Source organism: Hydrogenophaga sp. L76 (assembly GCF_057654755.1).
This window is the reverse complement of the sequence record NZ_CM172807.1, coordinates 3,328,875-3,352,023: the sequence shown is the minus strand read 5'-3', so window position 1 is coordinate 3,352,023 and position 23,149 is coordinate 3,328,875. Positions and strand designations below refer to the sequence as shown.

Genomic DNA, 23,149 nt, shown 5'->3' with positions numbered 1-23,149 from the left:
CATGAGCTACCAACTGACCATTGAACCCCTGGGCGCGACCATCGAGGTCGAGGAAGGCCAGACCGTGCTCGACGCGGCGCTGCGGCAGGGCATCTACCTGCCGCACGCCTGCGGGCACGGTCTGTGCGGGTCCTGCAAGGTGCAGGTGTGCGACGGCGAGGTGGACCACGGCGCGGCCAACCCGTTCGCGCTGATGGACTTCGAGCGCGACGAAGGCAAGACGCTGGCCTGTTGCTGCACGCTGCAGAGCGACACCACCATCGAGGCCGACATCGAGGAAGAGCCCGATGCGCGCGTGATCCCGGTGCGCGACTTCGCCGCCACCGTCAGCCGCATCGAAGACCTCACGCCCACGATCAAGGCGATCCACCTGCAGATCGATAAACCCATCGACTTTCAGGCGGGGCAGTACGTGCAGGTGGAGATCCCGGGCGTGGGCAGCCGCGCCTTCTCGATCGCCAATCACCCCGCCGATGTGAACGCCACGAAGAGCATCGAGCTGAACGTGCGCAGGCTGCCCGGCGGCGCCGGCACCACCTGGCTGCACGAGCAGCTGAAGACCGGCGACCGTCTGCGTGTGGCCGGCCCCTACGGCCGCTTCTTTGTGCGCGAATCGGCGCAACAGCCCATGCTGTTCATGGCCGGCGGCTCGGGCCTGTCGAGTCCGCGCTCGATGATCACGGACCTGCTCGCGCGCGGCTGCACGCTGCCGATCACCCTGGTCTACGGACAACGTTCGCGCGAGGAGCTGTACTACGACGCCGAGTTCCGCGCGCTCGCCGCGCAGCACGCCAACTTCACGTACGTGCCGGCGCTCTCGCACGAGCCCGAGGGCTCGGACTGGGACGGCCTGCGCGGCTTCGTGCACGAGGCGGCCAAGGTGCACTTCGGCGCCAACTTTGCGGGCCACAAGGCCTATCTCTGCGGACCGCCGCCCATGATCGAAGCCTGCATCACGACCCTGATGCAGGGTCGCCTGTTCGAGCGCGACATCTACACCGAGAAGTTCCTCTCGGCGGCCGATGCACAGGCCACGCGCAGCCCTCTCTTCCAGCGGGTGTGACGGCCATGTCCATCTTCGACACCCGCCCCAAGTTCGCCGTGAACGTCGCGCAGACCGACGAGACCTTCCCCTGCGCCGCCAACGAAAGCCTGCTCACCGGCATGTTGCGCCTGGGCCGCAAGGGCAACATGCAGGCCGCCACCTGGATGAGCCGCACCACGACGCCGCACGACATCGCTTTCGTGGGCGGTCCGCGCAGCGGCCTGCACCACATCGCGTTCTTCCTGGACTCGTGGCACGACGTGCTCAAGGCGGCGGACGTGATGGCCAAGAACAAGGTGCGCATCGACGTGGCGCCCACGCGCCACGGCATCACGCGCGGCGAGACCATCTACTTCTTCGACCCCAGCGGCAACCGCAACGAGACCTTTGCGGGCCTGGGCTACCTGGCGCAGCGTGATCGTCCGGTCACCACCTGGACCGAAGACATGCTGGGCAGCGGCATCTTCTATCACACGGGTGACCTGGTGGCTTCTTTTACCGAGGTGTACACCTGACCACCCCCCTGCGCCGCTGACGCGGCTTCCCCCCTCCGTGGCGCGCCTGCGGCGCTTCGAGGGGGGACGGCACCTGAGGCCCGGCGGAGCCGGTTCCTCGGTGCCACTCGGTTGAAGTCCCCTCACGCCAACAACTTTTCCTTTCATGTCACCCGCTCTCTCCGTTCCCTCTTCGGTGATCACCGCGTCTGCGGCTTCGCTGGCCTGTCAGGCCGCGATTGCGCACGCAGAAGCATTGGGCATACGCATCAACGTGGCCGTGACCGATGCCTCGGGCATCCTCACCGCCTTCTTGCGCATGCCCCATGCGTTTCTGCATTCGATCGACATCGCGATCGACAAGGCCTACACGGCCGCGAGCTTCGGCTTCCCGACCTCGAAGTGGGGCGGCGTCATCGGCGACGACGAGCTGCTGCGCATCGGTCTGAACCAGCGCCAGCGTCTGGTCTTGTTCGGCGGCGGCCTGCCCGTCGTCGAGCACGGCACGCGCATCGGTGGCATCGGGGTCTCCGGCGGATCGGCCGAGCAGGACGAAGCCTGCGCCCGCGCCGGCCTGAAGGCCCTGGGCCTGGATTGATTTTTCATCTCCCTCACGCAACATGAAACAGTTCCACAACTTCATCAACGGCGAATTTGTCGCCACGACCAAGACCTTCGAAAACCGCAACCCGGCCACCAACGCCGTGGTCGGCATGGTCCACGAAGCCGGTCAGGCCGAGGTCGACGCCGCTGTCGACGCCGCACACGCGGCGCTCAAGGGCGACTGGGGCCGCATGAGCGTGGTCAAGCGCACCGAGCTGCTGCACGCCGTGGCCGACGAGATCAACCGCCGCTTCGACGACTTCCTCGAAGCCGAACTGGCCGACACCGGCAAGCCCCGCTCGCTGGCCAGCCACATCGACATCCCGCGCGGCGCTGCCAACTTCAAGGTCTTCGCCGACATCGTGAAAAACGTGCCGACCGAGAGCTTCCAGATGACCACGCCCGACGGCGGCACCGCCGTGAGCTACGCCATCCGCTCACCGCTGGGCGTGGTCGGCGTGATCTGCCCCTGGAACCTGCCGCTGCTGCTGATGACCTGGAAAGTCGGCCCGGCGCTGGCCTGCGGCAACACCGTGATCGTCAAGCCCTCCGAAGAAACCCCCGCCACCGCCACCTTGCTGGGCGAGGTGATGAACGCGGTCGGCGTGCCCAAGGGCGTGTACCAGGTGCTGCACGGTTTCGGTCCCGGATCAGCGGGCGAATTCATCACCAGGCACCCGCGCGTCAACGGCATCACCTTCACCGGCGAGACCCGCACCGGCGAGGCCATCATGGCCGCCGCTGCCAAGGGCGTGCGCCCGGTGTCGTTTGAACTCGGCGGCAAGAACGCCGGCATCGTGTTCGCCGACGCCGACTTCGACAAAGCCGTCGCGGGCATCACGCGCAGCGCGTTCGAGAACTGTGGCCAGGTTTGCCTGGGCACCGAACGCGTGTACGTGCAGCGTCCGATCTTCGACCGGTTCGTGGCTGCGCTGAAGGAAAAGGCTGAAGCCCTGAGGGTCGGCGGTCCCGATACACCCGGTGTCGGTCTGGGTCCGCTGATCTCGGCCGAACACAAAGCCAAGGTGCTGGGCTACTACGCAAAAGCGAAGGACGAGGGCGCGACCGTGGTCACCGGCGGCGGTGTGCCGGCCATGAAGGGCGAGTTCGCCAACGGCCATTTCGTGCAACCCACCATCTGGACCGGCCTGCCCGAGAGCGCCAGCGTGATCCGTGAAGAGATTTTTGGCCCCTGCTGCCACATCGCCCCCTTCGACACCGAAGAGGAAGCGATTGCCCTGGCCAACGCCACCGACTACGGCCTGGCCACCACCGTGTGGACGCAGAACCTCGGCACCGCGCACCGGATGGCCGCCGCGATCGAGGTGGGGCTGTGCTGGATCAACAGCTGGTTCCTGCGCGACCTGCGCACCGCATTCGGCGGCGCCAAGGCGAGCGGCATCGGCCGCGAAGGCGGCGTGCACTCACTGGAGTTCTATACCGAACTCAGAAACGTCATGGTGAAACTGTGAACGCACCCCACAACCCCGAGATCGCCCGCAGCGTTCGCACGGGCGCGTTCAACAGCAACGTGCACGACCTGGGCAGCTCGAAGCCGGGCCAGCCGCCGGTGCTGTTCATCCACGGCTCCGGTCCCGGCGTCAGCGCCTGGGCCAACTGGCGCCTGGCGATGCCGGTGATTGCACGGGACCGCCGCGTGATCGCGCCCGACATGGTGGGCTTCGGCTACACCGACCGGCCTGCGGGCATCACCTACAACATGGACACCTGGGTGCAGCAGGCGCTGGATGTCATGGACGTTATGGGCGTCGAGCAGGCCGACGTGGTCGGCAACAGCTTTGGCGGTGCGCTCTCGCTGGCGCTGGCCATCCGCGCGCCGCAGCGCGTGCGCCGCCTGGTGCTCATGGGTTCGGTCGGCGTGCCGTTCCCGATCACGCCGGGGCTCGACGCCGTGTGGGGTTACGAGCCGTCGCTGGACACCATGAAGCGTCTGCTGGACATCTTTGCCCACAGCCGCGCGCTCGTCACCGACGAGCTGGCCCAGCTGCGCTACCAGGCCAGCATCCGCCCCGGTTTCCAGGAATCGTTCTCGGCCATGTTCCCGGCCCCGCGCCAGCGCTGGGTCGACGCCATGGCCAGCCCCGAGGCGGCCGTCCGCGCGCTGCCGCACGAGACCCTGATCGTGCACGGCCGCGAGGACCAGGTGATTCCCCTGCAGACCTCGCTCACGCTGAGCCAGTGGATACCCAACAGTCAGTTGCACGTGTTCGGCCACTGCGGCCACTGGACGCAGATCGAACACGCCGCGCGCTTCGCGCAGCTGGTCGCCAACTTCCTGCAAGAAGCCGACAACTCCTCTACCTGACCAAAAACCATGATCTCCATCGAAACCCTGGGCGATGAGCTCTACACCGCGTTGCGCGACCGCCAGGTCGTCGACCCGCTGTCCACCCGCTTCCCCGACATCACCATCGAGCAGGCCTACCGCATCCAGGAGCGCATGCTGCAGCGCCGCCTACAGGACGGCGAGCGGATCGTGGGCAAGAAGATCGGCGTGACCTCGGCCGCCGTGATGAACATGCTGGGCGTTCACCAGCCCGACTTCGGCTACCTGACCGACGCGATGATCGTCAACCAGGGCGAAGCCATCGACATCTCGACGCTGATCCAGCCCAAGGCCGAGGGCGAGATCGCCTTCCTCTTGAAGCGCGACCTGATGGGCCCGGGCGTGGGCGTGGCCGATGTGCTGGCCGCGACCGAGTGCGTGATGCCCTGCTTCGAGATCGTCGACTCGCGCATCCGCGACTGGAAGATCAAGATCACCGACACCGTGGCGGACAACGCGTCGTGCGGCGTGTTCGTGCTCGGCGACCGCGCCGTCAGCCCGCTCGCGCTGGACCTGCAGACCTGCGGCATGGTGCTGGAGAAAAACGGCGAGATCGTCGCCACCGGCGCCGGCGCCGCGGCCCTGGGCTCGCCGCTCAACGCGGTGGCCTGGCTGGCCAACACCATGGGCCGCCTGGGCATTGGCCTGAAGGCCGGCGACGTGATCCTCTCGGGCGCGCTGGCGGCCATGTTCCCGGCACAGAAGGGCGACTTCTTCCGCGTGTCGATTGGCGGCCTGGGCGAGTGCTCGGTGCGTTTCAACTGACCCCGCCCCCATCCGAACACACACCACCATGAAACTCGACAAAGCCACCATCGAAGCCCTGGCCGAACACCTGGAGAACTGCCAGCTGCAGGCCCGCGACACCACCAAGATCACCGACGACCACCCGGACATGGACTGGGATGACGCCTACGCGATCCAGGCCGCCCTGCTCGCGCGCAAGCAGGCGCGCGGCTTGCGCCTCGCGGGCCTGAAAGCCGGCCTCACCTCGTTCGCCAAGATGAAGCAGATGGGCGTGAGATCGCCCGTGTTCGGCTGGATGACCGAGGACTACGCCGTGCCCCACGGCGGCGAGGTGAAGACCAGCGAACTCATCCACCCCAAGGTCGAGCCCGAGATCGCCTTTGTTCTCAAGCGCGCGCTCAGGGGCCCGGGCTGCCACATGGGCACCGTGCTGGCCGCGACCGACTTCGTGCTGCCCGGCATCGAGGTGATCGACAGCCGCTACCGCGACTTCAAGTTCGACCTCAAGAGCGTGATCGCCGACAACACCTCGGCCGCGCGCTTCGTGGTCGGCGGCCAGCCCATGAAGGTCGACGGCCAGGACCTGCGCACCGTCGGCATCGTGATGGAGAAGAACGGCCAGCCCGTGGCCTTCGGCGCCGGCGCCGCCGTGCTGGGCCACCCAGCGACTGCCATCGCCATGCTCGCCAACCACCTGGGCGCGCGCGGCGAAGAGATACCCGCCGGCACCCTGATCCTGTCCGGCGGCATCACCGAAGCCGTGTCCGTCAACGCCGGTGATGCCGTGACCCTGAAGGTGCAGGGCATGGGCAGCACCGGCCTGCGCTTCATCTGAACCCCGAGGAGAACCCCATGCCATTTGCCCAGATTTACATGATCGAAGGCCGCACCGAAGACATGAAGCGTGCCGTGATCGAAAAGGTCAGCGCCGCGCTGGTCGAAGCCACCAGCGCGCCAAAGGAAACCGTCCGCGTCTGGATCACCGAAGTGCCCAAGACAAACTGGGGCATCGCAGGCGTCACCGCCAAAGACCTGGGACGGTGAGCCGGCCCCCGCGCCGCTTCGCGTCAACCCCCAAGGGGGCAACCCGGTGCGGCCCGGCTGAGCCGGTTCCGCCGGGTTCCCGGTGAAAGCATTGCGCTCCGACTGAATGAATCACTGAAATGAAAGCCTCTGAAATGACTCAAAGAAAAATCAAATGCGCCCTCATCGGCCCAGGCAACATCGGCACCGACCTGCTGGCCAAGCTGCAGCGCAGCCCGGTGCTGGAACCCGTCTGGATGGTGGGCATCGACCCGGCCTCGGACGGCCTCAAGCGCGCCAAAGAGATGGGCATCAAGACCACAGCCGATGGCGTGGACGGATTGATTCCGCACATGAAGGCCGACGGCGTGCAGATCGTGTTCGACGCGACCAGCGCCTATGTGCACGCCGAGAACTCGCGCAAGGTCAACGCGCAGGGCGCGATGATGATCGACCTCACGCCCGCGGCCATCGGCCCCTACTGCGTACCGCCGGTCAACCTCAAGCAGCATGTCGGCCTGCGCGAGATGAACGTGAACATGGTCACCTGCGGCGGCCAGGCCACGATCCCCATGGTCTACGCGGTGTCGCGAGTTCAACCCGTGGCCTACGGCGAGATCGTCGCCACCGTGTCGTCCAAGTCGGTCGGCCCGGGCACGCGCAAGAACATCGACGAATTCACCCGCACCACGGCCGGCGCGGTCGAGAAGGTCGGTGGCGCCAAGAAAGGCAAGGCCATCATCGTGATCAACCCGGCCGAGCCGCCGCTGATCATGCGCGACACGGTGCACTGCCTGACCGAAAGCAAGCCCGACGAGGCCGCGATCACGAAGTCGATCCACGACATGATCAGGGAAGTGCAGAAGTACGTGCCGGGCTACCAGCTGGTCAACGGCCCCGTCTTCGACGGCAACCGCGTCTCGGTCTTCATGGAGGTCGAGGGCCTGGGCGACTACCTGCCCAAGTACGCCGGCAACCTGGACATCATGACCGCCGCCGCCGCACGCACCGCCGAGATGTTTGCCGAAGAGATCCTGAAGGGCGAGCTGGTGCTTGAGCCCGTCCCCGCGTGAAGGAGAAGAAGACCATGAGCCAGAAAAAAATCACCCTGCACGACATGACCCTGCGCGACGGGATGCACCCCAAGCGCCACCTGATGACGCTCGACCAGATGAGAGCAATAGCCTGCGGACTGGACGCCGCCGGTGTGCCGCTGATCGAGGTGACCCACGGCGACGGCCTGGGCGGCTCCAGCGTCAACTACGGCTTCCCGGCCCACACCGACGAGGAGTACCTGGGCACCGTGATCCCGCTGATGAAGCAGGCCAAGGTCTCGGCGCTGCTGCTGCCCGGCATTGGCACCGTGGACCACCTGAAGATGGCGCACGGCCTGGGCGTGCACACCATCCGCGTGGCGACGCACTGCACCGAAGCCGACGTCAGCGAACAGCACATCACCTACGCCCGCAAGCTGGACATGGACGTGGTCGGCTTCCTGATGATGGCCCACATGAACAGCCCAGAGGGCCTGGTGAAACAGGCCAAGCTGATGGAGGGCTACGGCGCCAACTGCATTTACGTCACCGACTCGGCCGGCTATATGTTGCCGGGCGACGTGAAGGCGCGCCTGCAGGCGGTGCGCGACGCGCTCAAGCCCGAGACCGAGATGGGCTTCCACGGCCACCACAACCTGGCCATGGGCATCGCCAACTCGGTCGCCGCGATCGAATGCGGCGCCACCCGCATCGACGCCGCGGCCGCCGGCCTGGGTGCGGGCGCGGGCAACACGCCGATGGAGGTGCTGGTCGCCGTGCTCGACCGCATGGGCGTGAGCACCGGCGTGGACGTCTGGAAGATCCAGGACGTGGCCGAGGACCTGGTGGTGCCGATCATGGACTTCCCGATCCGCATCGACCGCGATGCACTCACGCTGGGCTACGCCGGTGTCTATGGCAGCTTCCTGCTGTTCGCCAAGCGCGCGAGTGTGAAGTACGGCATTCCGGCACGCGACATCCTGGTCGAGCTGGGCCGAAGGAAGATGGTCGGCGGCCAGGAAGACATGATCGAGGACACGGCCATGACCATGGCCCGCGAGCGCGGACTGCTGCACGCCGCCGCCTGAGCGGGCGGTATGCACGCTCGGTGCGCGAGCGGGCCGAAGGGAACGGAGGCGAACATGAACAGGACGCCCACGCCGGCACAGCATGCCGACACCCTCTGGTCTGCACGCCGGGCCGGGCGCACCCTCGATGCCGAGGAGACGCTCGGTCCGATCGACCTTGCAACGGCCTACAACATCCAGAAGGCGCTCGTCGCGCTGCGCATCGCGGCGGGCGAGCGTGTCATCGGGTGGAAGCTCGGCTACACCTCGGAAGTGATGCGCCGCCAGATGGGCGTGGACAGGCCCAACTTCGGGCCGCTGACGGACTGGATGCTGCTCGAATCCGGCGACACGGTGTCTGACCGGTTCGTGCAGCCTCGGGTCGAACCCGAGATCGGCTTTCGACTTGGAACGGCCATCGATGCCCGATCGGCCCCGGTGGACCGCTGGTCGGTGGCGGCAGCGGTATCCGAAGCCCTGGCGTGCCTGGAGATCGTGCACTCGACCTGGACCGGCTACCGCTTCACGCTCGAACAGAACACCGCCGACCATTCTTCGGCAGGCCAGGTGGTCGTGGGCCCACCGCTGGCCGTCTCCAGTTTCATGGACCTCGACACCGTCGCCGTCTGCCTGTCCGACGAGCGCGAAACGCTTGGCAAGGGCGTGGGCGCCGCGGCGGATGGCCATCCTCTCGATGCGGTGGCCCGCCTCGCCCACGAGCTGGCCGGCATCGACCGGCGGCTGGAGCCCGGCGACCTGGTGATCACCGGCGGCCTCACGGCCGCGTTTCCGCTGGCGCCTGGAGGTCGTCTGAAGGCCCGTTTCTCGGCAGGCGACGCGAAGTCGGTCGAAGTGGGTGTCAGCCGCGCTGGTGGAGCCTGATATTGTCCTGTCCCGCACCCATTCACATACCTCCCATGAGCCCCCTGTTCGCGGAATCCCCTCTGTACCAGGTCGAGTCGGTGGCGCTCCACCAGACGGACACGCCGCAGGCTCAGCGCGAAAAGCTCGCGCGCATTGTGCTGGACTCGATGTACCAGTTCGTCGGTTTGCTGGATGCCCAAGGGCACACACTGGAGATCAACCGCGCAGCGCTTGAAGGCGCGGGCGTGGACCTGGCCGACATCCGTGGCAAACCGTTCTGGGAGGCACGCTGGTTCCAGGTGTCGCGCGAAATCACCGAACTGGCGCGCGACTTCATTCGCCGCGCTCGGGGCGGCGAGTTCATCCGCTGCGACCTGGAGGTCTTTGGCCAGGCGGCGGGAGACGAAACCATTGTGGTGGACTTCTCGCTGCTGCCGGTGCGGGACGACGATGGGAACGTGGTGTTCCTTCTGGCCGAGGGCCGCAACATCACCGCGAAGAAGCGCGCCGAGGACGAGATCGCGCGCAAGAACGCCGAACTCGAAAGCCTGCTCGCCCGCATCCGCCAGCTGGACCAGCAGAAAACCGACTTCTTCGCCAACGTCAGCCACGAACTGCGCACACCACTGGCCCTGATCCTGGGTCCGGCCGAAGAGTTGCTGGGCTCGGGCAGCAACCTGTCGGACCCGCAGCGGCGCCAGCTCGGCGTGATACAGCGCAACGCCACCGCCTTGCTCAAACACGTCAACGACCTGCTGGATCTGGCCAAACTGGACGCCCGGCGCATGGACCTGCACTACACGCAGCTCGACCTGGCGGCGCTGGTGCGTGAACACGCAGAACAGTTTCATGCGGTGGCGCCGCAGCTGGACCTGAGCTACGTCATTGCCACCCCCAAGACGCTGCGCGCAACCCTTGACCAAGACAAGACCGAGCGCATCTTGCAGAACCTGCTGTCCAACGCCTTCAAGTTCACGCCACCCGGCGGGCGCGTCAGCTGTGCGCTCGAGAAGACCAGTCAGGGTCGCTGCCTGATCACGGTGCAGGACTCGGGGCCCGGCGTGCCACCCGAGATGCGACAGCTGATCTTCGAGCGCTTTCGCCAGGGGCAGACCGGCACCACCCGCAACTTCGGCGGCACCGGCCTGGGTCTGGCGATCGCCAAGGAATTCACCGACCTGCTGCACGGGACCATCACGGTCACGGCCGCCGCCGGGGGCGGATCGCTGTTCCAGGTTGAACTGCCGCAGGAGCCCCCGCCCGGCGAGGCCGCGCTGCACGGCGGGATCTCGCCCGCGCGCACGCTGAAGGCGCCGGCTCTCAACCCCGCGCTGGCCGAGCTCACCCCGCCCGAAGAAGCCCCCATGAATGGCCAGGCACCCACCGACGCGCCGCGCATCCTGGTGGTGGAGGACATCCCCGAGATGAGGCGTTTCATTTGCGATGCGCTGGGCACCGAGTTCAACGTGACCTCGGCGCCCGACGGCCAGGCCGCGCTCGAAGCCGCGCTGGCCTCGGCCCCCGACCTGCTGGTGACCGACCTGATGCTGCCGCGCATGGGCGGTGACCGTCTGGTGAATGCCTTGCACGCCATTCCCCGTCTGAAAGACCTGCCCGTGCTGGTGCTGTCCGCCAAGGACGATGCCGCACTGCGCGCGCGCCTGCTCGCCAGCGCCGCGCAGGACTATGTGACCAAACCGTTTTCGGCACAAGAGCTGCGCGCGCGCGTGCGCAACCTGACCACCATGAAGCTGGCGCGCGACGGCCTGCAGCGCGAGCTGCTCTCGCAAAGCAACGACCTGGCCGAGCTGACCCGCAGCCTGATCGAGAACCGGCGCGCGCTGCAGGCCTCCGAGCACCGCTGGTGGGCGATCTACGAGCATGCGCCGGTGGGCATCGCGCTGATCGGCGCTGACGGAGGCCTCAAGGCGGCCAACCCGGCGTTCCGAAACATGGTGGCCTACAGCGAAGAAGAGCTGCTGGCGCTCCATCTGCCGAGGCTCACGCCGGTGGAAGACCGCGCGGCCACGCAGCGCCGCATCGAAGGCCTGCTGGCCGGTGAGCTCGACACCCACCACGTGCAGCGGCGCTTCCAGCGCCAGGACGGCGCCCTGGTCTGTGCCATCACCAGCATGTCCCGGGTACCCGGCGCACCCGGTGGTGAACAGCTGCTGGTGCTGGTGGCCGCGGACATCACCGAGCAGCGGCACGCCGAGCAGTCGCTGGCTCGGGCGCGCGCCGAGCTGGCCCAAGTCGCGCGCGTCAGCACGCTGGGCGAGCTCACCGCCTCGATCGCGCACGAGGTCAACCAGCCCCTGGCCGCCATCGTGGCCAACGGCCACGCCAGCCTGCGCTGGCTCGAAGCGTCCCCGCCCGACGAGCCCGAGGCCAAGGCGGCGGTGGCGCGCATCATCCGAGACGCCAACCGCGCTGGCGACGTCATCACCCGCATCCGCGGCTTCGTGCAGCGCCATGAAACCCGGTACACGGTGCTCGACATCAACGACGCGATCCGCGACGTGCTCGATCTGGTGCGCAGCGAAGCCCAGGCGCGGCGCATCGAGATCGTGCATATGGAAACGGCCTCGATGCCCGAAGTGATGGCCGACCGCATCCAGCTGCAACAAGTGATCCTGAACCTGGTGATGAACGGCCTGGAGGCCATGACGCGCGACGGCGGCGGCCACCAAGGCACGCTGCAGATCACCACCCACCTGGAAGCCATGGGGGTACAGGTGGACGTGATCGACAGCGGCACCGGCATCGCCCCGTCGATCAAGGACAAGTTGCTCGACGCCTTCCAGACCACCAAGGCCGACGGCATGGGCATGGGACTGGCCATCAGCCGCTCCATCGTCGAATCGCACGGCGGCAACCTCTGGTACACACCCAACCCCGGGCCGGGCGTGACCTTCAGCTTCAGCCTCCCCGTTGCGTTACAGGAGAGTTCGTCGTGACCCCGCGCAATGCCCTGGTGCACGTGGTCGATGACGACCTGTCGATGCGCGAGGCGGTCAGCAGCCTGCTGCGCTCGTTCGGCTTGCGCGTGGAGACGTATGCCCTCGCCACCGACTTTCTGAACCACTATGTGCGCTCGAAGGACGAGCCCGAATGCCTGGTGCTCGATGTGCGCATGCCGGGTCTGAGCGGTCTGGAGCTGCAGCGCCAGCTGCAGCCGTTGCAGCACCAGTTGCCCATCGTCTTCATCACCGCGCACGGCGACATCCCCATGACCGTGCGCGCAATGAAGGCAGGTGCGATGGAATTCCTGCCCAAACCGTTTCGCGACCAGGACCTGCTTGACGCCATCGAGGCCTCGCTCGAGCGATCACGTGCTGCGCTGCGCGAGCGCGAAACCATCCAGGTGCTCAAGGACCGCTACGGTTCGCTGACACCGCGCGAACGCGAGGTTCTCACACTGCTCGCGCAAGGTCTGCGCAACAAGCAAACGGCCGACCGCATGGGCATCAGCGAGGTCACGGTGAAGGTGCACCGCCACAACCTCATGGAGAAGATGCAGGCCGGCTCGGTACCGATGCTGATCAGCATGCTGGAACAGTTGCGCCCGGCCATTGCCGAACATCCCCGGGCCGCAGATTGAGGGAATTCCCTAGGCGCCAAATAAACCAAAGTCCAATGGTGCAAGAGCGGTGTGCTCCCTACAGTTGTTGATGTGACAGCGGCCTTCTGTCCCGCAAGCGGACCGGCCCTGAAAGCACCCACTTCAACAACGACTGGAGACAAACCATGGCCTTGCTGGAACGCAGCGAGTGGTACGACATTGCGCGCGCCACCAACTGGACGCCGACCTACGTCAGCGAATCCGAACTTTTCCCCGACCTCATGACTGGCGCGCAAGGCGTGCCCATGGAACAGTGGGAGTCCTACGACGAGCCCTATAAAACCTCGTACCCCGAGTACGTGAAGATCCAGCGAGAGAAAGACGCGGGCGCGTATTCTGTGAAGGCTGCGCTCGAGCGCAGCCGCATGTTCGAAGAAGCCGACCCGGGCTGGCTGTCGATCCTCAAGTCGCACTACGGCGCGATCGCACTGGGCGAGTATGCCGCCATGAGCGCCGAGGCCCGTATGGCGCGTTTCGGGCGCGCCCCGGGCATGCGCAACATGGCCACCTTCGGCATGATGGACGAGAACCGCCACGCGCAAATCCAGCTTTATTTCCCACACAGCTATTGCGCCAAAGACCGGCAGTTCGACTGGGCGCACAAGGCGTACCACACCAACGAATGGGGCGCCATCGCCGCTCGCCACGCCTTCGACGATCTTTTCCTCTCGCGCAGCGCCACCGACATTGCGGTGATGCTGACCTTCGCATTCGAAACCGGCTTCACCAACATGCAGTTCCTGGGCCTGGCCGCCGACGCGGCCGAGGCGGGTGATTTCACCTTCTCCAGCCTGATCTCGAGCATCCAGACCGACGAGTCGCGCCACGCACAGATCGGCGGCCCGGCGCTCCAGATCCTGATCGCCAACGGCCGCAAGGAAGAGGCGCAGAAGCTGGTCGACGTGGCGATCGCGCGCGCCTGGCGGCTGTTCAGCCTGCTCACCGGCACCGCCATGGACTACGCCACGCCGCTGCACCACCGCAAGCAGTCGTTCAAGGAGTTCATGCGCGAGTGGATCGTGGGCCAGTTCGAGCGCTCGCTGCTCGACATGGGCCTGGACCTGCCCTGGTACTGGGACCAGATGATCAACGAGTTCGACTACCAGCACCACGCCTACCAGATGGGCATCTGGTTCTGGCGCCCCACGCTGTGGTGGAACGTGGCTGCCGGCGTCACGCCCGACTGCCGTGACTGGCTCGAAGAGAAATACCCGGGCTGGAACGACAGCTTCGGCCAGGCCTGGGACGTGATCATCGACAACCTGCTGGCTGGGCGCACCGAGCTCACTTACCCCGAGACCCTGCCCATCGTCTGCAACATGAGCCAGATCCCGATCTGCGCGATTCCCGGTAACAAGTGGAACGTGAAGGACTACCCGCTCGACTACAAGGGCCGCACCTACCACTTCAACTCCGAGATTGACCGCTGGGTGTTCCAGCAGGACCCGGTGCGCTACCGCGACCACCTCTCGCTGGTTGACCGCTTCCTGGCCGGCCACATCCAGCCGCCCAACCTCATGGGCGCGCTGCAGTACATGAATCTCGCCCCGGGCGAGATCGGCGACGACGCGCACCAGTACGCCTGGGTCGCGGCCTACCGCGACAAATGGGCCGAGAAGAAGGCCGCTTGAGTTCATCGAACAAGGACACCACCATGGCACTCTTTCCCGTGATCTCCAACTTTCAGTACGACTTCGTGCTGCAGCTCGTTCCGGTCGACACCGAGAACACCATGGACGAGGTGGCCGCGGCCGCCGCCCACCACTCGGTGGGCCGGCGCGTGGCACCTCGGCCCGACAAGGTGGTGCGCGTGCGCCGCCAGGGCAGCGACAGTTTCTACCCTCGCCAGGCCAAGCTCTGCGACACCGACATCAAACCGATGGAGGCGCTCGAGTTCATCTTCTGCGACAGCTGAAGGAGCGCTGCATGACATTCCAAAAAGTCTGCACGCTCGACGACGTCTGGGAAGGCGAGATGACCGAGGTCGAGATCGGTGAGCACGAGGTGTTGCTGGTCGGCGTGGAAGGCGGTGACGTGCGCGCCTTTCAAGCGGTCTGCCCTCACCAGGACATTCCCCTGTGCGAAGGCAGGTTCGACGGCAAGGTGCTGACCTGCCGTGCCCACCAGTGGACCTTCGACGCGCGCACCGGCCAGGGACTCAACCCCGGCGACTGCAAGCTCGCCAGCTACCCGGTGCGCATCGAAGGCAACGACGTGCTGGTCCAGGTCGAGGGCGTCACACCGCTATTCGCCCATTCTTGATCCTATGAAAGACACACCATGAGCGATACCACCACCGCCGAAGCCTACCGAAACAACCGCGTCGGCCCCGTGCTGCGCGCCAGCCCGCTGACCGCGGCCGTCATTGAGGCAGCCGAAGAAGACAACCCCGACAAGACCATCCGCGTCGACGACAAGGTGGCCTATGTGCGCATCGACTGCGAAGGCGAGCTGATCCTGCGCCGAGAGACCCTGGAACGTGCATTGGGCCGGCCGTTCCGCATGTCCGAACTCGAGGTCGAACTCGGCTCGTTTGCAGGCCGTATCGAGACCACCGAAGACCACGTGCGCTTCTATTTCAACAAGACGCTCTGACCGGAGATACCCCATGACCCAACCCGACGTGCTCAAGCCACTCAAGACCTGGAGCCACCTGGCCGGCCGCCGCCGCAAGCCCAGCGAATACGAGATCGTTTCCACCAATCTGCACTACTCCACCGACAACCCGGACGCGCCGTTTGAGCTCGACCCGAACTTCGCGATGGCGCTGTGGTTCAAGCAGCACCGCAACGCCTCGCCATTGAAGCATCCCGACTGGGATGCCTTCCGCGATCCGGATGAAATGGTCTACCGCACCTACAACCTGCAACAGGACGGCCAAGAGACCTATGTCCAGGGCCTGTTCGAGCAGTTCTCCGCGCGCGGCCACGACAGCATGCTCGATCCCACCTGGGCCGGCAGCCTGGCACGGCTCTATACCCCGACACGCTACCTGTTCCACACGCTGCAGATGGCCTCTGCCTACCTGTCGCAGATGGCTCCGGCCTCGACCATCTCAAACTGCGCGACGTACCAGGCGGCTGACTCGCTGCGCTGGCTCACCCACACCGCCTACCGCACGGCCGAGTTGGCCAAGAGCTTTCCGGGCATTGGCCTGGGCAGCGGTGAGCGTGCCTACTGGGAGAATGATCCTGCTTGGCAGGGCTGGCGCCAGCTGATCGAAAAAGCCCTGGTGGCCTGGGACTGGGCCGAGAGCTTCACCGCGTTCAGCCTGGTGATCCGCCCTGCAGTGGAAGAAGGCCTGTTGCGCACCCTGGGCGATGCCGGTCGGCACAACAGCGACACCTTGCTCGGCCTGCTGGTCGATGCCCAGCTGCTGGACGCACAGCGTCAGCGCCGCTGGGCCAGCACGCTCACCCGCATGGCGCTGGAGCAGCCCGGCAACCGCGAGGTGATCCAGCGATGGGTGCAGCAGTGGGAACCGCTGGCCGACGCCGCCATCGCCGCCTACTGCGCGGCCCTTCCTGACGCTGCGGGCGCCGCCGAGCGCGCGCGGCAGGCCACCCGCGACTTCCGCAGCGGGTTGGGCCTGTGAGCGAGGTGATCGCCGCCCTGCTCCCAGCCATCCGGATCGAAGTCGACAACGGCCCGGGGTTCACCGTCGGGCCGAACGATGACACCCTGCTCAGGGCCGCGCTGCGCGCGGGCCTGGCCTTCCCCTACGAATGCAGCGTGGGGGGCTGCGGTGCCTGTCGCTTCGAATTGCTGGAGGGCGTGGTGCACACGCTGTGGGAAGGCGCGCCCGGCCTGTCCGAGCGCGACCGAAAACGCGGCAAGCGCCTGGCCTGCCAGTCGCACCCCCAGGGCGATGCGCGCATCCGGGTTCGACTGGGCAGCGAGGCAGACAAGCCGACCGTGCTGCCGCAACGCATCACGGCCACGCTGACGGAACGGCGCGCCATCACCGACGACATGGTCGAGCTGCGCCTGAAGTTGGCCAACGCGCCGACCTTTCTCGCTGGTCAGTACGCCCTGCTCTATCCGCCGGGGGTCGCCGGGGCTCGCGCCTATTCCATGTCCCATCTGGACCAGGGTAACGGTGAGTGGCGCTTCATCGTTCGCCGCACGCCCAGCGGCCGCGGCAGCACCGTGATGTGCACCGAGCTGCCCTTGGGGGCGACGTTGGACATCGACGGACCCTACGGCCACGCCTGGCTACGGCCTTCACCCCGCGACGCTGTGTGCGTGGCCGGCGGGTCGGGCCTGGGGCCCATGTTGTCAATCGCTCGCGGTGTGCTGGCGGAGAACAGCACGAGAAGGGTGCACTTTTTTCTCGGTCTGCGCCAGGAGGCCGAGCTGGGCGCCGCGGCCGAACTGCAGACCCTGATCGGCGAGCGGTTGTCGGCCACGGTGGTGTTGTCCAGCCCGGGCAACCCGTCGGATTGGTCCGGCGCCACCGGTTTCGTGCACGCCGAGGTCGAGCGCCAGCTCGCGCCCGGACTCGGCACTTTCGACCACTACATGGCCGGCCCGCCACCCATGATCGATGCCATGCAGGACCTGCTGATGGTGCGCCACCAGGTGCCTTTCGAGCAGATCCGTTTTGACCGATACGTTTGATTTTCAGCAGGAGACAAACCATGAAGAAAACCCTGATTTCCCTGGCCGCTGGCACGCTGTGCCTCACTGTCGGACAAGCGAACGCCGCCGGTACCTCCCCCTGGACGGTGCGCCTGGGTCCGGCCCACGTCGCTTTCAGCACCAGGGCCGACGTGCAGGTCGGTGGCAGCTTGGTGCCGGGCGGCGATGCATCGGCCAGCAGCAGCACCACGCTGGGCCTTGAGGTTGCCTACGACATCTCGGACCGCCTGACCGCCCGCTTCCTGGCCGGCATTCCACCCGAGACCACGCTCAGCGGCAAAGGCGCTCTGGCCAGTGCCGGCCAGCTGGGCAAGGTGACCTATGCCCCGGCCGTGTTGTCGCTCACCTGGAAACTGTTGGAAGACGGACCGGTACGCCCCTATGTGGGCGCCGGCATCAACTACACCATCGTGACCCGGAACCGCGACGCCTTCATCACCGACCTGGACACTCGCAGCGCCTGGGGGTCGGTGCTGCAGCTCGGCGTGGAGCTCCCGATCGATCCGACCTGGTCGGTGTCGCTCGATGCCCGCAAGATCTTTCTGAAAACCAAGGCCACAGGCACACTGCCCGCCTTCGGTGGTGCCTCCACACGGGCCGATGTCCGGCTCAATCCGCTGGTGGTGTTCCTCTCGGTCGGTCGTCGGTTCTGAAGCGTGCCACCCGACCCGTTCGGGTGGCGGTTGGCTTGCAGCCAGCATGGGTTGACGTTCTCTGAGCGTTTGGTCACTCATGCTTCGAGCACCTTCTCAGGTTCACGATGAATGCTCCGATGAATGAGAGACTGCAAGCAATCGCAGCACTACCCAACATCGTTGGGTAGAAAATTTCCATGTTCAACCAAGTCACCCTGCGGCAGAGGTTCTTCTTCGCCCTTTTGACGGCAAGCATGGTGATCGTTTCCACCGGCATCAGCATCCGGCTTCTCAGCAAGGCCGCCCTGTTCCATCACCTGGAGCACGACCGCCTGGGCGTCATGATGCAGGCAACGAATGCCCTGACACTGATGTTTGAAGGCGGAAGATCCGTTGGCGAGGTTCCAAAGAAGGACTTTGTGATGATGTCCGCAAGGCCTGGCAACAATATCGATTGACTCTCTCGTCATACCCGAGAGGTATCGTTTGAACGCAAGCGTGTGCGCCTGCCACTGTGGTCGCTCTCTGTTGCCCCCGGCAGCAGAAGGCGCAAGCGCGCACACTCCTGAGAAGCGTCGCGCCAACTCGGCCGCGGCCTTGACCAGCAGGCTGGTGTCCAGCCCCACCGCCACAAACAGCGCCCCAGCGACGAGTTACTACTGGGTCAGGCTATGGCAGATGCTTGCTCAAGCCTGCTCCGCATCGTCCAGCGGGTCCCCCCGCATCGCCCTCGCAACCGCGCTTTCCACCGCATCCAGCACATGGGCCTGCACCCTGTCCGCATAGCGCTTTCGCCGGTTGTTGGACAGCGTGCCACCGTTCTGGAAGATGGTGACGATCAGCGTCGCCAGATCGCTGCCCCGCAGGTCGAAGCGGTCGTTGATGTGGCGTTTGACGCGGTCGAACAGGCCTAGGAACTCCACCTCCTGGCGCATGTGGGTGTCGAGTGACGCCTCGGCCATGGCCAGAGTGAAGGTCACCGCCTCGGTGAGGTCCATGTGGCGGAACCAGGTGTCCGCCTCGGGCACCCAGTCGTAGCTGTAATGCTCGTCGCCAGCCCAGGACACCTGACAGAGTTGCCGCGCGGGTTTGCTGAAGGCGGTCAGCGCTTGCAGGTAGTCGGCCTCGTGCTTCTTCATGGCCACCGAAATCGGCAGCAGAAACTGCGGCGGCAGGCGGCCCGACTGGCCCAGGCAGTGGTGGATGAGGTAGCGCGAGAGGCGCCCGTTGCCGTCCATGAAGGGGTGGATGAAGACGAAGGCGAACGACACCACGCCGGCGTGCACCAGCGGGTCCAGCGTGGCGGGTGGCTGGTTGGCCAGTCGCATCAGGCCTTCCATCAGTTCCACGGCCAGTTCGGGCTCGGGCGGCACATAGGTCACGCCCGCGGCGCCGGGCACGTCGCGTTGCAGCCGGTTTTGCTCGGTGCGGAACTGAACGGCCTTGTCGAAGGGGTTGGAGATGGCCGCATTCTGCAGCTCCACCAGCAGGTCCTCGGTCAGGGGGCGCGGTTCGTGTGCGCGCCTGAGCAGGGCTGCGAACAGGGTGGCCTTGTCGGCAGAGGGCGACTCGCCTTCGATGGCAAATGAGCCTTCGGTTTCGCTGAGGTAGGCCCAGTTGAGGGCCCGCTCCAGCATGGCCTGGCCTACAGACTGGGCAAACGCCTGAGCCTGGCCAAGGATGTCCTTGTCGATCAGGGCATTGAGCGCCGGGGTCTTGCGCACGACCGGGCAGAAATGCATGTCCCCCAGGCCGTTGAACACGATGCGCCAGCGGGCGTCGCGATGGGCGGGCCCCACGAAGTAGTCCGCCGGGTCGAACAGCGGCGCATAGGGCGCTGTCGAGCTGAAGTCGTCCAGCCCCTGCAGGCGCTGCTGGTGCAGGCGCTCCCACAGGTGCCCGAGCTTGCGGCCGTAGAGGCTGTTGGGCGTGGCCTGCACCCAGGCCACCAGCTCGGCGGGCGGGATGCGGCGCAGGGCGCTCAGGAGCAGGTCCAGCCGGACGCCTTCGTGCTTGAGGGCGAACAGGGCGTGGTGCAGCAGGCTGGCGTCGGGCGCCTGCCGCAGGGGCACCAGCAGGGCGCCGTCTTCCAGGCGCTCGATGCGGCTGACCGGCGCCAGACGCGCTCGCTGAGCGCCCAGGAAATCCGGGGTGCCCATGGTGTCCTGGATCCAGGCGTAGCCGACGTCGCTCATGTTGGTAGGAGAGTGGTGACAGCAAAAATCTTCAGATTTCTGAAATTATCTTCAGAAATAAAGGATTCGAAGATTTTTTCTTCAGATCCCGATCAGCAACCTGCTGCTACCCAACCATCAGAAGGCACACACCGGCCAGACAAAATCTTCAGGCGACCGACTTTTTCTTCAAAAATCGGGTTGTCGAAGACTTCTTCTTCAGATTCGACATCCCGTCGCCACTCAATACCCGCCCGACGGCGCAGCCGGCGCCTTTGACGCGCCCGCACTGAACCGCTGCACCAACCCGCTCGCCGCCTTCACCAGCAGCGTCGTGTCCACCCCCACCGCCACGAACAGCGCGCCCGCGTCGAGGTACTGCTGCGCCAGCGCCGGGTCGGTGGCGAGGATGCCGGCGGCCTTGCCGGCGGCGCGCACGGTGGCGATGCCGTCGAGGATGACTTTCTGCACCTCGGGGTGGCCGGGCTGGCCGCGGTGGCCCATGCTGGCCGAGAGGTCGGCCGGGCCGAAAAACACGCCGTCCACGCCCTCGGTCTCGGCGATGGCCTTGAGGTTGTTCACCGCGGTCACGGTCTCGGCCTGCACCAGCAGGCACATCTGGTGATTGGCCTGGTTCAGGTAGTCGTCCACCTGGTTCCAGCGCGAGGCGCGCGCGAGCGCCGCGCCCATGCCGCGGATGCCTTCGGGCGGGTAGCGCATGGCCTGGACCATGAGCGCGGCCTGTTCGGCGGTGTCGATCATCGGGATCAGCAGGGTCTGCGCGCCGATGTCGAGGTACTGCTTGACCAGCGCCACGTCGGCCTGAACCGCGCGCACGACGGCGTGGGTCTTGCCGTAGGGCGCGATGGCGCGCAGCTGGTCGAGGGCGGTGCGCGGGTCGTTGGGCGCGTGTTCGCCGTCGATCAGCAGCCAGTCGAAGCCGCAGCCGGCCAGGGCCTCGGCCACGTCGGGCGAGGCGAAGCCGACCCAGCAGCCGATCTGGGGTTGGCCGGCCTTGAGGGCGTCTCGGAAGGTGTTCTGGGGGATCTTCATGGTGTCTTCGTCGGTTCGGGGTAGAGGCCGCGCATCTGGCCCATCAATCTTGTGAGGCCCATGAGCGCGTCCATGTTGGGTGTGGGCTCAATCAGGTGCTGCCCGATCTCGCGCACCGCGCCCACCAGCGCGTCGAGCTCGATGGGTCGGCCGGCTTCCACGTCCTGCAGCATCGAGGTCTTGAACGAGCCGAGCTTGCGCGTGACGGCGTGGCGGTCTTCGGGTTGCTGGTCGATGGGGATGCCGATGCGCGCGCCGATGGCCTTGGCCTCCAGCATGATCGCGCTGACAAAACCACGCACCAGCGGGTCGTCCAGGATGCGGTCGCAGGGTGCGCCGGTGATGGCCGAGATGGGGTTGATCGTCATGTTGCCCCAGAGCTTGAACCAGATGTCGCGCTGGATGCGCTCGGAGACGGTGACGCCGAAGCCGGCCTGCGTGAGCAGCTCGCTCAGCGCCTGCACGCGCGGCGACACGCCGCCGGCCGGCTCGCCGATGATGAGCTGGTTGTTCTTGATGCGCTCGATGCGGCCGGGTGTGGGCGCGGCGGCGCTGGCGTGCACCACGCAGCCGATGACCTGCGACGTGGGGATCTGCGCGGCCGTCACGCCACCGGGGTCGACTGCGTTCAGGCGCAGACCCGCAGCTTCGCCGGGCAGGCCGTCGAAGAACCACCAGGGCACGCCGTTCATGGCGACCAGCACAGTGGTTTGTGGCCCCATGAGGGCGCGCACGGCGGGCGCGACGGCGGGCATCGCCGGGCCCTTGACCGAGACGATCACCAGGTCCTGCACGCCCAGGCTGGCCGGGTCGTCGCTGGCGTTGACCGCCAGGCGGTGTTCGGCGCCGTCGGCATCCACCCACACCAGGCCCTGCTCGCGCAGCGTGCGCAGGGTCTCGCCGCGTGCGACCGCTGAGAGATGAATCTGCCCGGCCGGCAGGCGCGAGCCCAGCCAGCCGGCGAACAGGCCGCCGATGGCGCCGACGCCGACCACCGCGACTTTCTGAAATTTGGTTGCGTTCATGCGCGATACCCCGGGTCGATGCGGTCGATCAGCCGCTGCATGGCGGCAAAGGAGTCCTCACCCGCGCCGAACTTCGGGTTGAAGTTGAGCGAGTCGCGCACGCAGGCCTGCAGCGCGGCTTCGGTGATGGGCTGCAATTCACCCAGCGGCTGCGAGGCCACCTGGATTTCACAGGCGCGTTGCACCAGCCACATCAGATTGAACGCCTGCGCCAGCGAACGGCCGATGACCACCGGGCCGTGGTTGCGCAACAGCAGCACCGGTTTGCCGCCCGAAGAAGCCAGAATGCGCGCGCCCTCGTCGCGGTGCACGGTGATGCCCTCGAACTCGTGGTAGGCGACCTGGCCCCAGAGCTGCGCGGCGTAGAAGTTGGTGAACGACAGGCCGTCTTTCAGGCAACACACCGCCATGGTCGGCGTGGTGTGCACGTGCATCACGCAGTGCGCGTCGGGCAGCGTGGCGTGGATCGCGCCGTGGAAGGTGAAGCCGGCCGGGTTGATCGGCCAGTCGCTGTGGCCGATGGTGTTGCCGTCGATGTCCACCTTCACCAGGTTGGACGCGGTGACCTCGGTGTAGTGCAGGCCGAAGGGGTTGATGAGGAAGTGATCGTCCGGACCCGGCACGCGCAGCGAGATGTGGTTGTAGATCAGCTCGGCCCAGCCGAGGTGGGCAAAGATGCGGTAACAAGCGGCGAGCTGCACGCGGGCGGCCCACTCGGCTTCGCTGAAACGGGCGGGTTTGAAAAAGGCGTCAGCCATGGGTGTCTCCTCGTACG

General features: G+C 66.4%; 24 protein-coding genes and 1 pseudogene. 21 read left to right on the top strand and 4 right to left on the bottom strand.

Going from position 1 to position 23,149, the window contains the following annotated elements:
- The first annotated feature begins 1 nt into the window (after window position 1).
- The 21 genes and pseudogenes from AC23D4_RS16255 (at window position 2) to AC23D4_RS16155 (ending at window position 18,580) form a co-directional block, all read left to right on the top strand.
- Window positions 2-1,063 carry an NADH:ubiquinone reductase (Na(+)-transporting) subunit F gene (locus tag AC23D4_RS16255; RefSeq protein WP_472888174.1) on the top strand — a complete coding sequence of 354 codons (1,062 nt, stop codon included), beginning with the start codon at window positions 2-4 and terminating at the stop codon, window positions 1,061-1,063.
- A gap of 122 nt (window positions 1,064-1,185) precedes the next feature.
- Window positions 1,186-1,560, top strand: a pseudogene (locus AC23D4_RS16250) (VOC family protein); the annotation flags it as partial.
- A gap of 145 nt (window positions 1,561-1,705) precedes the next feature.
- Entirely contained in the window at window positions 1,706-2,137 is a 432-nt protein-coding gene (locus AC23D4_RS16245; RefSeq protein WP_210829599.1) for a GlcG/HbpS family heme-binding protein, read from the top strand.
- Window positions 2,138-2,159: 22 nt separating this feature from the next.
- Window positions 2,160-3,614, top strand: a complete 1,455-nt coding sequence (locus tag AC23D4_RS16240) for a 2-hydroxymuconic semialdehyde dehydrogenase (RefSeq protein WP_472888175.1) — start codon at window positions 2,160-2,162, stop codon at window positions 3,612-3,614.
- Window positions 3,611-4,468 (top strand): alpha/beta fold hydrolase, encoded by an 858-nt coding sequence (locus AC23D4_RS16235; protein WP_472888176.1) that lies wholly within the window; start codon window positions 3,611-3,613, stop codon window positions 4,466-4,468. Before AC23D4_RS16240 ends, AC23D4_RS16235 begins: the two co-directional genes overlap by 4 nt.
- A gap of 9 nt (window positions 4,469-4,477) precedes the next feature.
- The gene (dmpE, locus tag AC23D4_RS16230; RefSeq protein WP_210829605.1) at window positions 4,478-5,254 is read left to right on the top strand and encodes a 2-oxopent-4-enoate hydratase; all 777 of its coding nucleotides are present in this window, start codon (window positions 4,478-4,480) and stop codon (window positions 5,252-5,254) included.
- Window positions 5,255-5,282: 28 nt separating this feature from the next.
- Window positions 5,283-6,071 carry a 2-oxo-3-hexenedioate decarboxylase gene (dmpH, locus tag AC23D4_RS16225; RefSeq protein WP_472888177.1) on the top strand — a complete coding sequence of 263 codons (789 nt, stop codon included), beginning with the start codon at window positions 5,283-5,285 and terminating at the stop codon, window positions 6,069-6,071.
- Between the two features lie 17 nt (window positions 6,072-6,088).
- A complete protein-coding gene (gene thmT / locus AC23D4_RS16220) occupies window positions 6,089-6,280 on the top strand; it encodes a 2-hydroxymuconate tautomerase (RefSeq protein WP_226464554.1) in 192 nt (63 codons plus the stop codon).
- Between the two features lie 134 nt (window positions 6,281-6,414).
- Window positions 6,415-7,332, top strand: a complete 918-nt coding sequence (locus AC23D4_RS16215; protein WP_472888178.1) for an acetaldehyde dehydrogenase (acetylating) — start codon at window positions 6,415-6,417, stop codon at window positions 7,330-7,332.
- A gap of 14 nt (window positions 7,333-7,346) precedes the next feature.
- Window positions 7,347-8,381 (top strand): 4-hydroxy-2-oxovalerate aldolase, encoded by a 1,035-nt coding sequence (gene dmpG / locus AC23D4_RS16210; RefSeq protein WP_472888179.1) that lies wholly within the window; start codon window positions 7,347-7,349, stop codon window positions 8,379-8,381.
- Window positions 8,382-8,435: 54 nt separating this feature from the next.
- On the top strand, window positions 8,436-9,242 hold the full coding sequence (locus AC23D4_RS16205) for a 2-keto-4-pentenoate hydratase (RefSeq protein WP_472888180.1): 807 nt from the start codon (window positions 8,436-8,438) through the stop codon (window positions 9,240-9,242).
- 35 nt (window positions 9,243-9,277) lie between these two features.
- Window positions 9,278-12,181: an ATP-binding protein gene (locus AC23D4_RS16200; RefSeq protein ID WP_472888181.1), complete on the top strand. Its 2,904-nt coding sequence runs from the start codon at window positions 9,278-9,280 to the stop codon at window positions 12,179-12,181.
- On the top strand, window positions 12,178-12,825 hold the full coding sequence (locus AC23D4_RS16195; protein WP_472888182.1) for a response regulator transcription factor: 648 nt from the start codon (window positions 12,178-12,180) through the stop codon (window positions 12,823-12,825). Before AC23D4_RS16200 ends, AC23D4_RS16195 begins: the two co-directional genes overlap by 4 nt.
- 146 nt (window positions 12,826-12,971) lie before the next feature.
- Window positions 12,972-14,477 (top strand): ferritin family protein, encoded by a 1,506-nt coding sequence (locus tag AC23D4_RS16190; RefSeq protein ID WP_472888183.1) that lies wholly within the window; start codon window positions 12,972-12,974, stop codon window positions 14,475-14,477.
- 23 nt (window positions 14,478-14,500) lie between these two features.
- Window positions 14,501-14,761, top strand: a complete 261-nt coding sequence (locus tag AC23D4_RS16185) for a toluene-4-monooxygenase system B family protein (protein WP_226464548.1) — start codon at window positions 14,501-14,503, stop codon at window positions 14,759-14,761.
- Between the two features lie 11 nt (window positions 14,762-14,772).
- Window positions 14,773-15,108: a monooxygenase system ferredoxin subunit gene (locus AC23D4_RS16180; protein WP_304921008.1), complete on the top strand. Its 336-nt coding sequence runs from the start codon at window positions 14,773-14,775 to the stop codon at window positions 15,106-15,108.
- 18 nt (window positions 15,109-15,126) lie between these two features.
- The gene (locus tag AC23D4_RS16175; protein WP_226464546.1) at window positions 15,127-15,441 is read left to right on the top strand and encodes an MmoB/DmpM family protein; all 315 of its coding nucleotides are present in this window, start codon (window positions 15,127-15,129) and stop codon (window positions 15,439-15,441) included.
- A gap of 13 nt (window positions 15,442-15,454) precedes the next feature.
- Complete coding sequence (locus tag AC23D4_RS16170; protein WP_472888184.1) at window positions 15,455-16,441, top strand: aromatic/alkene monooxygenase hydroxylase subunit beta; 987 nt, start codon at window positions 15,455-15,457, stop codon at window positions 16,439-16,441.
- Window positions 16,438-17,466 (top strand): 2Fe-2S iron-sulfur cluster-binding protein, encoded by a 1,029-nt coding sequence (locus tag AC23D4_RS16165; RefSeq protein WP_472888185.1) that lies wholly within the window; start codon window positions 16,438-16,440, stop codon window positions 17,464-17,466. The genes AC23D4_RS16170 and AC23D4_RS16165 overlap by 4 nt, the downstream gene beginning before the upstream one ends.
- 20 nt (window positions 17,467-17,486) lie before the next feature.
- On the top strand, window positions 17,487-18,140 hold the full coding sequence (locus AC23D4_RS16160) for an OmpW/AlkL family protein (RefSeq protein WP_472888186.1): 654 nt from the start codon (window positions 17,487-17,489) through the stop codon (window positions 18,138-18,140).
- A gap of 179 nt (window positions 18,141-18,319) precedes the next feature.
- Window positions 18,320-18,580, top strand: a complete 261-nt coding sequence (locus AC23D4_RS16155; RefSeq protein WP_472888187.1) for a hypothetical protein — start codon at window positions 18,320-18,322, stop codon at window positions 18,578-18,580.
- Window positions 18,581-18,808: 228 nt separating this feature from the next.
- Here the strand turns inward: AC23D4_RS16155 and AC23D4_RS16150 are convergent, their stop codons facing one another.
- The 4 genes from AC23D4_RS16150 to AC23D4_RS16135 all read right to left on the bottom strand — a co-directional run bounded on the left by AC23D4_RS16150 (window position 18,809) and on the right by AC23D4_RS16135 (window position 23,132).
- A complete protein-coding gene (locus tag AC23D4_RS16150) occupies window positions 18,809-20,317 on the bottom strand; it encodes a Fic family protein (RefSeq protein ID WP_472888188.1) in 1,509 nt (502 codons plus the stop codon).
- A 222-nt stretch (window positions 20,318-20,539) separates the two neighbouring features.
- Window positions 20,540-21,349, bottom strand: a complete 810-nt coding sequence (gene hpaI, locus AC23D4_RS16145; RefSeq protein WP_472888189.1) for a 4-hydroxy-2-oxoheptanedioate aldolase — start codon at window positions 21,347-21,349, stop codon at window positions 20,540-20,542.
- Entirely contained in the window at window positions 21,346-22,374 is a 1,029-nt protein-coding gene (locus tag AC23D4_RS16140) for a 2-dehydropantoate 2-reductase (RefSeq protein WP_472888190.1), read from the bottom strand. The genes hpaI and AC23D4_RS16140 overlap by 4 nt, the downstream gene beginning before the upstream one ends.
- A complete protein-coding gene (locus tag AC23D4_RS16135) occupies window positions 22,371-23,132 on the bottom strand; it encodes a class II aldolase/adducin family protein (RefSeq protein ID WP_472888191.1) in 762 nt (253 codons plus the stop codon). Before AC23D4_RS16135 ends, AC23D4_RS16140 begins: the two co-directional genes overlap by 4 nt.
- Between the last annotated feature and the right edge of the window lie 17 nt (window positions 23,133-23,149).